Source organism: Erythrobacter sp. Dej080120_24 (genome assembly GCF_036322605.1).
Taxonomy (GTDB): Bacteria; Pseudomonadota; Alphaproteobacteria; order Sphingomonadales; family Sphingomonadaceae; genus Erythrobacter; species Erythrobacter aurantius.
This window is the reverse complement of record NZ_AP027262.1, coordinates 2,723,921-2,737,591: the sequence shown is the minus strand read 5'-3', so window position 1 is coordinate 2,737,591 and position 13,671 is coordinate 2,723,921. Positions and strand designations below refer to the sequence as shown.

The 13,671-nt window shown below is 61.9% G+C and carries 16 protein-coding genes; 8 read left to right on the top strand and 8 right to left on the bottom strand.

Translation table 11 applies throughout. The features are described 5' to 3' along the window. The first annotated feature begins 81 nt into the window (after positions 1-81). Positions 82-2,718: a TonB-dependent receptor gene (locus AABA34_RS13200; protein WP_338302989.1), complete on the top strand. Its 2,637-nt coding sequence runs from the start codon at positions 82-84 to the stop codon at positions 2,716-2,718. Between the two features lie 133 nt (positions 2,719-2,851). Then, entirely contained in the window at positions 2,852-3,319 is a 468-nt protein-coding gene (locus AABA34_RS13195; RefSeq protein ID WP_338302988.1) for an RDD family protein, read from the top strand. A gap of 6 nt (positions 3,320-3,325) precedes the next feature. Here the strand turns inward: AABA34_RS13195 and AABA34_RS13190 are convergent, their stop codons facing one another. Further along, positions 3,326-5,872: an ABC transporter permease gene (locus tag AABA34_RS13190; RefSeq protein WP_338302987.1), complete on the bottom strand. Its 2,547-nt coding sequence runs from the start codon at positions 5,870-5,872 to the stop codon at positions 3,326-3,328. Further along, positions 5,869-6,618: an ABC transporter ATP-binding protein gene (locus AABA34_RS13185; RefSeq protein ID WP_034954936.1), complete on the bottom strand. Its 750-nt coding sequence runs from the start codon at positions 6,616-6,618 to the stop codon at positions 5,869-5,871. The genes AABA34_RS13190 and AABA34_RS13185 overlap by 4 nt, the downstream gene beginning before the upstream one ends. 64 nt (positions 6,619-6,682) lie before the next feature. On the opposite strand from AABA34_RS13185, the gene AABA34_RS13180 reads away from it, so the two are divergent. Next, positions 6,683-7,405: an arylesterase gene (locus tag AABA34_RS13180; protein ID WP_338302986.1), complete on the top strand. Its 723-nt coding sequence runs from the start codon at positions 6,683-6,685 to the stop codon at positions 7,403-7,405. On the opposite strand, the gene recF is transcribed toward AABA34_RS13180, so the two are convergent. Beyond that, positions 7,402-8,490, bottom strand: coding sequence for a DNA replication/repair protein RecF (gene recF / locus AABA34_RS13175; RefSeq protein ID WP_338302985.1), 1,089 nt, complete (start codon positions 8,488-8,490; stop codon positions 7,402-7,404). The two genes, AABA34_RS13180 and recF, sit on opposite strands and share 4 nt — an antisense overlap. Before the next feature lie 266 nt (positions 8,491-8,756). On the opposite strand from recF, the gene AABA34_RS13170 reads away from it, so the two are divergent. Genes AABA34_RS13170 through AABA34_RS13155 form a run of 4 tightly spaced genes read left to right on the top strand, consistent with a single transcriptional unit; the run spans position 8,757 to position 9,401 of the window. Beyond that, the gene (locus tag AABA34_RS13170; RefSeq protein ID WP_252258258.1) at positions 8,757-8,867 is read left to right on the top strand and encodes an enoyl-CoA hydratase; all 111 of its coding nucleotides are present in this window, start codon (positions 8,757-8,759) and stop codon (positions 8,865-8,867) included. Between the two features lie 38 nt (positions 8,868-8,905). Further along, a complete protein-coding gene (locus tag AABA34_RS13165; protein ID WP_252258257.1) occupies positions 8,906-9,016 on the top strand; it encodes an enoyl-CoA hydratase in 111 nt (36 codons plus the stop codon). A gap of 29 nt (positions 9,017-9,045) precedes the next feature. After that, positions 9,046-9,192 carry a hypothetical protein gene (locus tag AABA34_RS13160; protein WP_338302984.1) on the top strand — a complete coding sequence of 49 codons (147 nt, stop codon included), beginning with the start codon at positions 9,046-9,048 and terminating at the stop codon, positions 9,190-9,192. Then, on the top strand, positions 9,189-9,401 hold the full coding sequence (locus tag AABA34_RS13155; protein WP_051699960.1) for a PspC domain-containing protein: 213 nt from the start codon (positions 9,189-9,191) through the stop codon (positions 9,399-9,401). Before AABA34_RS13160 ends, AABA34_RS13155 begins: the two co-directional genes overlap by 4 nt. 109 nt (positions 9,402-9,510) lie before the next feature. Here AABA34_RS13155 and AABA34_RS13150 read toward each other — a convergent pair whose 3' ends face one another. The 5 genes from AABA34_RS13150 to AABA34_RS13130 are packed head-to-tail and all read right to left on the bottom strand — an operon-like array spanning position 9,511 to position 13,038. Further along, positions 9,511-10,293 carry an SDR family oxidoreductase gene (locus AABA34_RS13150; RefSeq protein WP_338302983.1) on the bottom strand — a complete coding sequence of 261 codons (783 nt, stop codon included), beginning with the start codon at positions 10,291-10,293 and terminating at the stop codon, positions 9,511-9,513. Beyond that, positions 10,290-10,871, bottom strand: coding sequence for an NUDIX hydrolase (locus AABA34_RS13145; protein WP_338302982.1), 582 nt, complete (start codon positions 10,869-10,871; stop codon positions 10,290-10,292). Before AABA34_RS13145 ends, AABA34_RS13150 begins: the two co-directional genes overlap by 4 nt. Before the next feature lie 11 nt (positions 10,872-10,882). After that, a complete protein-coding gene (locus AABA34_RS13140) occupies positions 10,883-11,557 on the bottom strand; it encodes a TPM domain-containing protein (protein WP_338302981.1) in 675 nt (224 codons plus the stop codon). A 3-nt stretch (positions 11,558-11,560) separates the two neighbouring features. Beyond that, a complete protein-coding gene (locus tag AABA34_RS13135) occupies positions 11,561-12,412 on the bottom strand; it encodes a TPM domain-containing protein (RefSeq protein ID WP_034954928.1) in 852 nt (283 codons plus the stop codon). A 23-nt stretch (positions 12,413-12,435) separates the two neighbouring features. Continuing rightward, positions 12,436-13,038, bottom strand: coding sequence for a LemA family protein (locus AABA34_RS13130; RefSeq protein WP_051699957.1), 603 nt, complete (start codon positions 13,036-13,038; stop codon positions 12,436-12,438). A 180-nt stretch (positions 13,039-13,218) separates the two neighbouring features. On the opposite strand from AABA34_RS13130, the gene mscL reads away from it, so the two are divergent. Next, positions 13,219-13,656: a large conductance mechanosensitive channel protein MscL gene (gene mscL / locus AABA34_RS13125; RefSeq protein ID WP_338302980.1), complete on the top strand. Its 438-nt coding sequence runs from the start codon at positions 13,219-13,221 to the stop codon at positions 13,654-13,656. Positions 13,657-13,671: the final 15 nt, after the last annotated feature.

The following is a 13,671-nucleotide window of genomic DNA, read 5'->3' as shown; positions in this document are numbered from 1 at the left end:
CAATCGAAGCCGCCTGCGAATGCATCTGGGGATGCGCAAGACTTCCGGCGGTGGTCGATGGAATTGAGGAGAGGACATCCCATGCGTTTCAATGCTTCCGGCCGTGCCGGATCGTATCGCTTCACCCTGCTTGCAGGCGCCGCCGTTTTCGCGGTGACGGCTCCTTCCGTTGCTGTTGCACAGGACATGGAAGAAGACACCGGGCTCGAAGCGCCGGAAAACAACAACCAGATCATCGTCACCGCATCGAAGCGCGAACAGACGCTTCAGGAAACCCCGATCTCGGTCTCGGTGACCAGCGGCGAAACGCTTGAGCAGGCGCAAATCCGCGATGTGCTCGATCTGCAGACCGTCACCCCGTCGCTGCGCGTCAGCCAGCTGCAGACTTCGTCGGCATCGACCTTCATCATCCGCGGCTTCGGCAACGGCGACAACAACTTTGGCGTTGAACCGTCCGTCGGCGTGTTCATCGACGGCGTGTTCCGTTCGCGTTCGGCCGGTGCCCTGTCCGACCTCAACAACGTGCAGCGCATCGAAGTCCTGAACGGTCCGCAATCGACCCTGTTCGGCAAGAACGCATCGGCTGGTGTGATCTCGATCATCACCCGCGAACCGCAGTTCGAATTCGGCGGCAGCGTCGAAGCCTCCTACGGTAATTTCAACAACCTGTTCCTGCGCGGCGACGTTACCGGTCCGATTACCGACAACATCGCCTTCTCGATCGACGGCAGCTATCAGAACCGCGACGGCACCGCTGAAATCGTCAACCTCGGGGTCGATCAGAACGATCGCAACCGCTGGTCGGCACGCGGCCAGTTGCTGATCGAGCCTAGCGCCGACTTCCGTATCCGCGCCATCGCAGACTATTCGCGCATCGACGAAGTGTGCTGCCAGGTCGGCACCGTAGTCGCCGGCCCGACGGCGCCTGCGCTCAATCTGCTGGGTGGCAATGTCCAGACTTTCGACACCTTCTTCGATCGCACCGCGAACCTGAACATCATTCCGGTCAACGAAGTCGACAACTACGGTGGATCGATTCAGATGGACTGGGAAACCGGTCCGCTGACCTTCACCTCGATCACCGCATATCGCGAACTGGACAACTTCTTCCGCTCGGACATCGACTACACCGGTGCCGACATCGCGGTGGAGCAGCGTGACCAGAAGGTTGAAACCTTCACGCAGGAGTTCCGCATCACATCGGACTTCGACGGTCCGATCAATTTCCTGCTCGGCGGTTTCTACTTCGACGAAACCATCACGCAGGAAAGCCAGATCGAAAACGGCACGCAAATCCGCGACTTCTTCGAAATCCTCGCCGGTGGTAACCCCGCCGACGTGCTGACTGGCGCGCCGAGCGTGTTCAACGGTGTGGAGCAGGCGCTGGGCCTGCCGCAGGAAAGCATCTTCCGCACTCCGCTGCTCACGAACGAGAGCTTCGCGATGGAAAACACCGCGTGGTCGATCTTCGGCACGGTCGATTTCGAGCCTGCTGACGGCCTCGTCTTCACCGTCGGATTCAACTACACCGACGACAGCAAGGACTTCGCTCTCAGCCAGAACAGCTTCGATCCGCTGGCGAACATCAACCTGGTCGATGCCTTCATCGTCGGCGGCATCGCTCAGGCGCTGCAGATCGCCCCGAGCCAGGTGACCCCGGCGGTCATCGCGAACTTCGCTTCGGGGGCACAGACTGCACCGATCTTCGCAGCTATCGCCGGTGCTGCTCAGGATCCGGCGCAGAACCCGCTGCTCGGCCTCCAGCCGTTCCAGTTCCAGCCGCCGTTCCTGGCGATCCCGAACGCGGTTGAAGACGGACGTACCCGTGATGACGAGTTCACCTATCTGCTGCGCGCATCGTATCAGATCTCGAACGAGGTGAACCTCTACGCAAGCTACGCCACCGGCTTCAAGGCGAGCTCGGTCAACCTTTCGCGTGACAGCCGTCCGCTGGGTACCGATTTCGTGGCGGGTCCGCGCGGATCGACGATCCTCGCTCCGTCCTCGCCGATCCTGAATGCAGGGCTGGCAACGCCGAACCTCGCGTCGGGTACCCGCTTCGCCGGACCGGAAGAGGCTGAAGTCTACGAAATCGGCATGAAGGCGCAGTGGGAGGGCTTCGGCTTCAACCTCGCGATCTTCGACCAGACGATCCAGGGCTTCCAGAGCTTTGCCTTCACCGGCACCGGCTTTGCTCTGCGCAACGCGGGTGAGCAGTCGGTCAAGGGCTTCGAATTCGATGCCACGATCGTTCCGACCGACGGCCTCGTGCTGACCTTCGCGACGACCTACCTCGATCCGCTGTTCGACAGCTTCCCGGGTTCGGTCGTGGGTGACCTCACCGGCCAGACCCCGGCAGGCATCCCTGAGTGGACGATCGCTACCAGCGCAACCCACACCCATGAATGGGACAGCGGGACGCGCCTGATCACGCGCATCGATTACAACCACGAGAGCAATGTCGACATCAACAACGGCCTGCCGACTTTCAACGCGGCTCTGGGCAACACCCGGATCTTCCGCCGCGAAGTCAATCTGGTGAACGCCTCGGTCACGCTGGCGCTCAACAACGGGCTCGAAGTGGGTGCATTCGCTCGTAACCTGCTCGACGACGAATACATCCTCACCGTGTTCGATGGTGTGGCGCAGTCCGGCACGGTTTCGGGTTACCCGAACGCGCCGCGCACTTACGGCGGTGTCGTGCGCTTCAAGTTCTGATCGCAGACAGACTTACAGGAACAAGGGGCTCCGCCAGCGATGGCGGGGCCCTTTTTCTTGGGCGTTGCATTGTCCGGGTGATTGTGCTGCATTTTCGAACGAGCGCTCATGCTCAATCAAGCGGGGGTCATTCATGCAATATGCCGGTTTCTGGATTCGGGTCGGAGCCTATCTGATCGATTTTGTAATCCTGTTCGTACTCCAGTTCGTCATCCTGATGATTTTTGGCGAATCTGTCTTCGATACGGGTGAAGCAAGCTTCAGCGCCGAAACATCTTCGACATCGCCGATTGTGAATGTGGTGCTTTTGGTTTTGGGTGTCGCCTATTTCGCCGGGCTGGAATCTTCCGCCAGGCAGGCCACGCCGGGCAAGATGGCGTTGGGCCTGATCGTAACCGATGTGAACGGGGGACGGATTTCTTTCCTGCGCGCCCTTGGGCGCTATTTCGCGAAGATCCTGTCCGGGATGATCCTGTTTATCGGCTACATCATGGTCGGTTTCACAGAGCGCAAGCAGGGCCTGCACGATATCCTCGCCAGCACGCTTGTGGTGAAGGGGCAGCCCGGAATGGTGGGTGTCGATCCGGATGTCTTTGCCTGATCGGCGCTAGACTTCCCTGAGCGCTTGGGCCGGTTTCGCCCGCAACAGCGGCAGCGAACCGCCCAGCGCAAAGGCCAGCACCATCACAAGCCCGACACCCAGCACGCTCAGCACCATGCCCCAATCGGGCAGCCAGTCGAATTCGAACAGCCGGGTGATGATCACCCAGGCGAGCGCCGACCCGAGGCCCAGCGCCACCAGCGCGAGCGAAGCGGCAATCAGACCATATTCCGCAAGTTGCAGCCCGAGTATCTGGCGGCGGCTTGCGCCAAGGACGCGCAGCACCACCGTATCGTATGTGCGCGCGGCACGTGCTGCAGCGATTGCTCCCATCAGCACCGCCAGACCGGCCAGCACCGCCACAGCGGCAGCAGCCAACGTCGCAAGGCCAACCTGTTCGAGCAGTGTGCGCGCCTGAACCAGCACTTCACCCACTTCGACAACCGAGCTTGACGGATATTCACGCACCAGCGCGCGCAGCAGCTCGCCGCGATCCTTGATATCGGCGGATTCGGGCAGATCGATCGTTGCCGATAGCTTGTGCGGGGCATCGGCAATCGCATTGCGCGAGAACACCAGAGTGAAGTTGAAACCCATCGTTTCCCAGTCGATTTCGCGCAGGTTCGCGATCCGGACATCGCGCTCGGTTCCAAGGATGCCGATGGTCAGCATGTCGCCGGGCTTCAGCCCGACCGCGTCGGCGAATTGCCTGTCGATCGAGACCAGCGGCTCGCCATTGTGGAACGGGCTCCACCATTCGCCATCGACCACACGGCTGCCTTCGGGCGCGGTGTCGGAATAGGTGATGCCGCGCTCGCCGCGCAGCGCCCATGCGCCTTCGGGAATTTCCTCCAGATCCGCCACCCGCTGCATGGCACCTTCGGGGCCATAGGCAAGGATTGCGCCGCGCATGGTCGGAACGGTGCGCAATTGCGCATCGGGGAAGGGCGTTTGCACCAGTTCGTAAAAGCGCGCTTCGCCTTCGGGGGGCAGGTCGATGACGACATAATCGGGTGCCTCGCGCGGGACGCGGGTCTGGATGTTGCCGTCGATCGCGCTCTGGATGGCGGCAAGCAGAACGAAAGCGGCGAGCCCGAACCCGAGGGCAGTGACCAGCGCCGATGTGGGAGCGCCGGGCCGGTGGATGTTGGCAAGCGCGGACCGGAGCAACGGATTTGAGGGGCGGGGCAGCTTGCGCGCGCCCCATTGCAGCAGCAGCCCCAGTCCCGCGAGCAGAGCCAGCGCGCCGCTTGCTCCGATCAGGAATCCTCCCGAAAGCAGGGGCTGTGCTGTCGTCAGCAATGCCAGCGCGCAAATCGCCAGGATGCCGATGCCGGTCGCGATCAATGCCCGCTTATCGCGCGCAAGCGGCACGATCCTGCTCCGCATCAGCGCCATCGCGGGGAAGCTGCGGGCCCGCAGCAGGGGCGCGGCGGCAAAGGCAAAAGCCACCAGCAAACCATAGGTGCCCGCGAGCAGCAAAGGAGCAGGCTCGATCACGAAGCCGCTCTCAACCGGCAGCAGCCCTTCGAGCGCGGCACTCAGGAGCGGTGTGACGAGAACGCCCGTTGCAAGGCCCAGCACGCTCCCCGCAAGGGCCGCGACGGCGATCTGCAAGGCGTAGATGCGCACGATATCGCGCGAGGATGCGCCCAGCACCTTGAGCGTGGCGATGCTGGCGCGTCTCTGGTCAAGATAGGAGGATACCCCGCCTGCAATGCCGATCCCCGCGATCACCAGCGCGGCAAGTCCGACCAGCGTCAGGAAATCGCTCATCTGGCGGACGAACCGGTCTGCGCCGGGTGAGGCGCGGTCACGGGTGCGGAAATCAAAGCCGGAATTGGGGAATGCCTCGGTCAGTTCCTCTTCCACCGCTTCCGGGTCGGCCGAGGCATTGTCAAAGGCGATGCGATACTTGCTCTGGTAAAGCGAGCCGGGCTGCACCAGCCCGGCGGCTGCGGGCACGCTGCGGGCGACAAGCACTGTCGGTCCGAGCTGGAAACCTTCGGAAAGGCGATCGGGCTCGTTGCCGATCACACCGGCTGCGCGCAGTGTCATGGTGCCGACGCGGAATTCATCGCCGACCTGAATGTCGAGCCGGTCCAGCGCGCCTTGCGCCAGATAAGCGTCATTGGCGGTCGGGGCGGCGGCTTCGCTGCCATCGGCGAGCGTGAAGCTGCCGAACAGCGGCCACTTGTCGTCAATCGCCTTCAGCTCGACGGGGGCGGCGGCATCATCGGTGCTGGCCATCGCCTGCATCCGGTAACCGCCCGAAAGCTCGCCATATTCGCCCAGCGCGATCAGTTCTTCTTCGGTCAGGTCGCGCTGCCAGACTTCAACCTCCAGATCGCCACCCAGAAGCTCGCGGCCGGACGATTGCAATTCCCGCTCGATCGATGCGGTCAGCGTGCCGATTGCAGCCAGCGCCGCCGTGCCCAGAAAGATACAGACAAGCAGCAGCCGCAAACCGCGAAAGCGCGCATTGAGGTCGCGCCGGGCGATGTTCCATGCCGCACCCCAGGACAGCCCTTGGTCCAACGCTTGCGTGCTCACTCGGCGGCCTCGGCAGCAGCTTGGGGGGCAGTGCTCCGCGTGTCAGAGACTATCACGCCATCGGCCATCGTCAGCACCCGTTCGCACTTTTCGGCGAGCTTGGGATCGTGCGTGATGATGAGCAGCGTCGCGCCGGTTTCGTCGCGACGGTCGAACAGCAGTTCGACAATCTCCTTGCCGGTGCTCACGTCGAGATTGCCCGTCGGCTCATCGGCGAAGATCAACTGCGGTCGCGGGGCGATGGCTCGGGCTATGGCCACTCGCTGTTGTTCACCACCGGAAAGCTGGGTGGGGTAGTGGCCGATGCGATGGCCAAGGCCCACCGCTTCGAGTTCGGCGGCGGCACGCGAGGTCGCGTCCTTGCTGCCCGCAAGTTCCATCGGAGTGGCGACATTCTCCACTGCCGTCATTGTCGGCAGCAGATGGAAAGACTGCAGTACGATCCCGATCCGGCCGCGACGCGCGGCTGCAAGGCCGTCCTCGTCGAGGTTCGAGAAATCCTGCCCGGCAACCGTCAGGCTGCCGCCTGTCGCCCGTTCAAGGCCGGACAGCACTGCCATCAGCGAGCTTTTTCCCGAGCCCGATGGGCCCAGCAGGGCCACAACTTCGCCATGTGCGATATCGAGATCGATCCCGCGCAGGATATCGACCGGCGCGTCGCTGCTGCCGAGCGTGAGGGTGAGATTGCGGGCCGAGATCGCGAAATCGACAGCCGAAGCGGAGGAGGGGGTTGAAGGCTTTGTCACTCAAACCAGATGGGCTAGGGGTGGGTTTCAAACAAGTACGAATTGGAAAGGTTCGCAGATCGCTATGGGTGTTTGGCAGAAACGCGTAAGGATCGCGGTTGGTTTCCCGGTCGCATTGGCGCTTGCCGCTTGTGGATCCGAAGCGCCGAGCGAGCCGGCCACTGGAGAGATTGCCGAGGACGAACTGGTGATCCCGGTAATGGGCGAACAGATCGATATTATCGCGTTCGGGGACAGCCTGTTTGCCGGATACGGCTTTGCCGACAAGAGCGACTCCTATCCTGCGAAGCTTGAGGCCGCCCTGCGAGCAAAAGGCATCAATTCGAGGATCGTCAACGCCGGGGTTTCGGGTGACACCACGGCAGCCGGACTGGACCGGCTCGAATTCATCCTCGACGCTCAGGCCGAAAAGCCGGACTTTTTCATCCTCGAACTGGGAGGCAACGATCTGCTGCGCGGGCTTTCCCCAGCGGAAACGCGCGCCAATTTCGATGCCATGCTTACCATACTGAGCGAACGCGACATTCCTGTCCTGCTCATGGGAATGCGCGCTCCGCCCAATCACGGTCCGGAGTATCAGGCACAATTCGACGCGATGTATGGCGAGCTTGCCGAGGAATATGGCACGGCGCTGATCCCGTTCTGGATGGAAGATATCTATCAGGACGCGTCGCTGTTCCAGTCAGACCGGATCCACCCGACAGAGGAGGGTGTCGAAGCGCTGGTTGCCTCGACTTTGGACGAGGTAATGGCCGCTCTGCCCGAAACCGACGAGGCTGAGGGCTAAAGCCGCTCCAGCGTCCCGCCGCTTACCCGCCAGATTGCCGCCTCGGCTTCGATGTCGGCGAAGGGGGCGAGTTCGGTTCCGGTCATCCAGATCTGCGCCTTGCCTTCGCGCAACCGGCGGTACAGTTCGATGCGACGCACCGGATCGAGATGCGCGGCCACTTCGTCCAGCAGCAGCACGCTTGGCCGACCCGACGAGGCCAGAACGCCATGCGCCAGTGTGATCGCGATCAGCATCGCTTTCTGTTCACCGGTGGAGCAGGAGGCGGCAGGTTGACCCGATCCCATCATCACCACTTCCAATTCGTCGCGGTGCGGGCCTGACAGGGCGCGGCCCGCTGCACGGTCACGCGGGCGCGCACGTGCGAATTCTGCCAAGAGCTCTTGCGGATCGATGGGGCCGCCGGGGCGATAGGTCAGGATCGGTCGGGCAAAGGGTTCGGGGGGCAGGGCAGAGAGCTCATCGGCCAGCAGAGCAATCAGACGCGATCGTGTCTGCGCGACCACGCTGCCATGCTGCGCCGCCTGCGCCTCGATTGCGTCGAGCCAGCGCGCATCGCTGCGATCCTCCAGCAGACGGTTGCGTTCGCGCAGCGCCGTTTCGAGGCTGTTTACCGACTTGGCATGGCCCGGCTCTATGGCCAGTGCCATCCGGTCAACAAACCTTCGCCGTGCGCCTGCGCTGTCAGTGAACAGTCCGTCCATCGCCGGGGTCAGCCAGGAAACGGCATGCCATTCGGACAAGGCGCCGGCGCTTGCGTCCGCGCCGTTGATCCGCACCAGTCGGCGGGAAGGGCGCTCCGCTTCGGTATAGGTGCCAATGCGCGCTGAAATCTGCCCCTGCTCGATCAGGCTGGCGCCAATGGCGAATGCTGCAGGCGGGGCATCAGGCGTGGTGCGCAGTGCCAGATCGGGCAATTGTGCGCGCCGCAATCCGCGCCCCGGGCTCAGCAATGAAATCGCTTCGAGCACATTGGTCTTGCCTGCGCCGTTTTCGCCGACGAGCAGATTGAAATGCGCTGTGTCGGCGAGCTCGCTGCTCGCGTGATTGCGGAAATTGCTGAGGGTGATTTTCGTCAGCGCCATGGTCTTTCGACCGCCTAGCACGCGCCGCGCGAAAGGCCAGCGATAGCGAAGTTTGCAGTATCCATGCGGGGTGAGAAATAGCCAATCCCAAGAGATGGGAAAAATTCCCAACCTTTCGGATTGATGAACGGGTCATTCAGTCAGCGCGAGTCGAAAAACCCCGGATTTCCGCCATTTTTCGAGTTTGGCACACCTCCTGCAAAGTATTTGGCATCCCCGGGATGGCCCCGCGGAAACACAAAGACCACTCACTCAGGAGACCAAAAATGTTTGCTACCGACCTTTCGAACCGTTTCGCAGCTGCCGCTTTCTCGCTGGTTATCACCGCTGCCATGATGGCCTACGCCATCGTCCCCGCAACCCCCTCGCTTGCCTGATTTCAGACAGCGCACTCAATCAAAGGACCCCCTTCATCATGTTTACCAGTGAAACTGCCAATCGCCTGTTCGCCGCCGCGTTTTCGGTGATCCTCACCGCCGGCGTCTTCGCTTACGCAATCATTCCCGGCAGCCCCGCAATCGTCTGATCTGACACTCTCAAGCAAAGGAAACCCAAATGTACTCGTTCTTCGAACTTTCTGGCACGAACGGCGCCCGCATTGCCGCGGCCGCAGGTTCGCTGATCATCACCATCACCCTGATGGCCACCGCCATCGTCCCGGCCAGCCCCGCTGCCACTTTCACCCTTGGAGCCATCGCATGAGCAATCTGACCCACAACAATGGCCGTCCCCCGCAGAGCGGCTTCACACTGGACAAGCGTGACGGCAAGATTTTCGGTGTGTGCGCAGGACTTGCGAATTGGTCGGGCGTTGATGCCCTGATCTGGCGGCTCGGCTTTGTCGGCCTTACGCTGGCAGGCTTCGGACTGCCGATCCTGATCTACCTCGCGATCGCATTCATCGCGGACTGATCTTGGCGCAAAGAAAAGCGGCTCCCGGTTTTCGGACCGCCAAGACCGATCTGATAGAACCGGGAGGGGCCAGCAGGCCCCTCTCTTTTTGTTTGCGCGGCGTCCGCGATCACATCGCGCTGATGCCGCCATCCAGCTTGAGTTCGGCACCTGTCATGAACCGGCTTTCGTCGCTGGCAAGATAGACCACCGCATTGGCGATATCGTTCGGCTCGCCGACGAACTTCAGCGGAATCTGACGGGCGAGCTTCCCCATCAGCACATCCTTGTCCAGCTGATGCGCGCGCGCCGTGCCATCGAGGATCGGCGTGTCGACAAAGGTCGGGTGCACCGAATTGCAGCGGATCTGCATGTTCTTCTTCGCACAATGCAGCGCGATCGATTTCGACAGCATCCACACACTGGCTTTTGACGCATTGTAGGCGGGCATTGTGTCGCTGGCGATCAGCCCGGCGATGCTCGAGATATTGATGATCGATCCCGGAGCGTGTTCGCGCATCAGCGGCAGCGCCTTCTGGCAGCCGTGGAAGATCGAATTGACGTTGATGTCGAAACAACGCTGCCAGTCCGCGAAAGTGCAGTCCTCGATATTGCCCGGAACTCCGATGCCGGCGTTATTCACCAGCACGTTGAGCCCGCCCAGATGTTCGCGGGCCGCATCGACGGCGGCTTCCCATTGGGCCGGATCGGTCACGTCATGCGCGATGCTGAAGGCTGTGCCTGCGCCCATTTCGGCATTGACGATAGCGGCCGTTTCGGCTGCTCCGTCGCCGTTGATGTCGGTCGCGAGAACTCGCGCGCCTTCCTGCGCGAGCCGGATGCAATGCGCCCGGCCAAGTCCCTGGGCACCGCCCGTCACCAATGCGAGCTTGCCTTCGCAACGTTTCGTCATTTCAATTCCTCTCCCAGATATTCAGGTGTCATCAGCATCGCGATGCGCACGTCGACGCCGTGACCGGCTTTACGCCAGCGTGCGACAAAGCCGCCAAGCTCGCGCAGCGCCACGCGATGCACATTGATGTTCTCGCTATCGGTCCCGCCGCCTTCGCTGACCTTTGTCAGGCCGGTGGCGCGCAGCAGTGTGAAACTTTCAGAGACCATTCCTGGCGAGGAATAGAATTCGCCCAGCACCTCCATCCTTTCGGCGTGGTATCCGGTTTCTTCCTCCAGCTCGCGGATCGCGGCATCAACGGCCAATTCGCCTTCGCTGCCTTCATCGTCGCCGACGAGGCCTGCCGGGATTTCGAGGCAGAAACGGCCCAGCGGAACGCGATACTGGCTGACGAGGATGACGTGCCGCGTGCCGTCGGGGTCTTCATCAATCGCGATGATCGCCGCGGCCCGGATACCGCGTGCCCGGCCGACATATTCCCAGCGTCCGCGGGTCTTGGCGGTGATGAAGCGCCCTTGCCACATCACCTCTTCGGGCTTGTCCGCGTCGGGATCGCGGATCAGTTCAAATTCACTCATGGGAGAGGGGCCTAGACTTCGATCAGGCGATCGGGAAGCTCGTTTTCGTCTTCATCCCCGCGTGGGAAGTGCTGCGCCAGAACGAAGCCCACGTCGCGCACACCCACGGCAAGCCCTTCGGCGATATGCCCGCGTTTGATATGCGCCAGCATGTCGCCCATCGCTTCGCCCCAGACTTCGGCATCGACCTTTTCGGCGATGGAGCGATCTGCCACGATTTCTGCCCGGTGTTCGGACATGGAAAGATAGATCAGCACGCCGGTGCGCCCATGGGTACGGCGCTCTGCACCGACCTTGAAATGCTTGATCGCCTGCTCGTGGCAACGCGCTGTCTTGACCGGGGCCGGGATCAGCAGAAACCGCAGCGGGTCCCATTGCTGCACCGCCCAGGACACGACAAACGCAATCAGGCCGAGGGCGATCGTCATGCTGGCGAGTTCGCCGGTGGTCCATTCATGACTCCAGCCGCCGATCAGCGCATCCCACAGATCGAGAAAGGGCTGAGGGAAGGCTGCAAACGCGCTCATGGCGGTAAAGGATATCGCCGCCGCCCAAAGCAGCGCGACATCGGTGTAGCCGTCGGAGCGATCAGCCAGAACTGTCAGGATTTCGCCCGAGGTGTTCAACTCTGCATCGGCGACTGCAGCCGAGACGGTCTTGTGCTGGTCTTCAGTCAGATAGCCCATCGCTTACCACCCCCCGGAGGCGCCACCGCCCCCGAATGATCCGCCACCGCCGGAAAAGCCGCCGCCGCCGCCAAAGCCGCCACCGCCGCCCCAGCTGCTGCCCCCGCTGCTTCCGCCGGACATGGCGCCGCGAGCGATCGCGCTGCCGATTTCCCAAAGGATGATGTTGGATGCGACATCGGCAGCGTCATCGACCCGGTCACCCCACGGGCCCTTGCCCTTGGAGCGATAGCGCCTGCGCCTGCGGCTGCCGCGAATGATCGGCAGCACGAAGAAGAAGAACATGAAGCCCAGCCAGATCAGCCCGCCGACAGGGAAGCCGCCATCGCTCTTGCGCTCCGCAGTCGCCTCGCGATTGAGCTGCGCTGCTTCTTCGGGCGTGAGCTGCAGGACCTGGATGATCGCGTCAGTGCCAGCCATGATCCCGCCGGGGAAATCCCCGTCACGAAAACGCGGAATGATGAAATTCTGGATAACCAGTGCGGAATAGGCATCGGTCAGATAGCCTTCGAGGCCGTAGCCAACTTCGATCCGGACCTTGCGGTCGTTCGGAGCGACGAGCAACAGCGCGCCATCATTGCGTTCCGCATCGCCAATCCCCCATGCACGGCCCAGCTGGTAGCCGTAATCGGCGATGTCATAGCCTTGGAGATCGGGTATCGTGGCGACAACCAGTTGGCGCTGGGTTTGGGCCTCAAGCGCCTCCAGCTTGGTGGTCAGCTCCGCCTCCTGCTGAGGAGACAGCAGATCGGCATTGTCGACCACACGCCCCGTCAATGCCGGGAATTCCGGCTGGGCATAGGCTTGCGCCGGTAGCAAGATTGCCAGCAGCGCAAACAGCGCTGCCAGCACCATGTTCAGGCTACGCTTCACCGCGCTTAATTCGACGTCATGTCGATGGTCGGCGCGACCTCGGCACCTTCCGTCACGGCGGTGTAGGGCTCCATTGGCTCCGCACCGTGGATGATGTTCGCGCCGATCGTGTCGGGGAAGGTGCGGATCGTGGTGTTATATTTGCGCACCGCTTCATTGTAGTCGCGGATGGACACGGCGATGCGGTTTTCCGTCCCTTCGAGCTGGCTCTGCAGCGCGAGGAAGTTCTGGTTCGATTGGATCTGAGGATAGGCTTCGAAGCTTGCGAGCAGGCGGCCGATACCCTGGCCAAGCTGGCCTTGTGCCTCGGCGAATTCCTGCATCTTTTCGGCATCGCGCAGGTCGTCAGTCGAGATGTTGATGCTGCTTGCACGGGCGCGCGCTTCGGTCACCCCGGTCAGGATTGCCTGCTCGTTCTGAGCCGCGCCCTGAGCGACTTCGACAAGGTTGGGGATGAGGTTGGCGCGTCGCTGGAACTGCGCCTCTACATCGGCCCACTTGGCTTTGGCCTCTTCTTCTGCCGCAGGGACGGAATTGATGCCGCAAGCGGCCAGCGTGAGAGAAACGGCAGCGACCACGATGCCGCGCCCGAAATTACGCAAATTCATGAGTATCCCTCCAACAAAGAAGCGCCTGACCCGTGATCGGGCGACGCAAGATGTCCTGTATTGCGGATATAGCACACCGCATCGACCTTTCAAGGATCGAGCCACGTAAATGGGGTGCTTGGCAAAACGGGGCCAACCTGCGAATGCCTTAGTTCCAGAGCGAGAAGATAGGGGATCACGATGCTCAACGAATTCAAGGAATTCATTGCCAAAGGCAATGTCATGGAACTGGCGGTTGCAGTGATTATCGCGGGAGCTTTCGGGACGATTGTCACATCGCTTACGCAGGATGTGATCATGCCGGTGGTCGGCTATATTTTCGGCGGCGCGGATTTCTCCAGCTACTTCATCCTGCTGAGCGCACCCGAAGGCTACGAAGGATCGATGACCGACTATGCCGCCCTGAAAGAGGTAGGGGCCGCGATGATCGGGTATGGCGCGCTGATCACCACGGCGATCAATTTCGTGATCCTTGCCTTCATCATCTTCCTGCTGGTGCGCTATGCCAACAAGGTGACGGCGCAGTTTGAAAAGAAGCAGGAAGAAGCCCCGGCTGAACCTGCCGGGCCGACCGAGATCGAGCTGCTCATCGAGATCCGCGACGCCCTGAAGAAGTAGCGATACCTGCCTTTG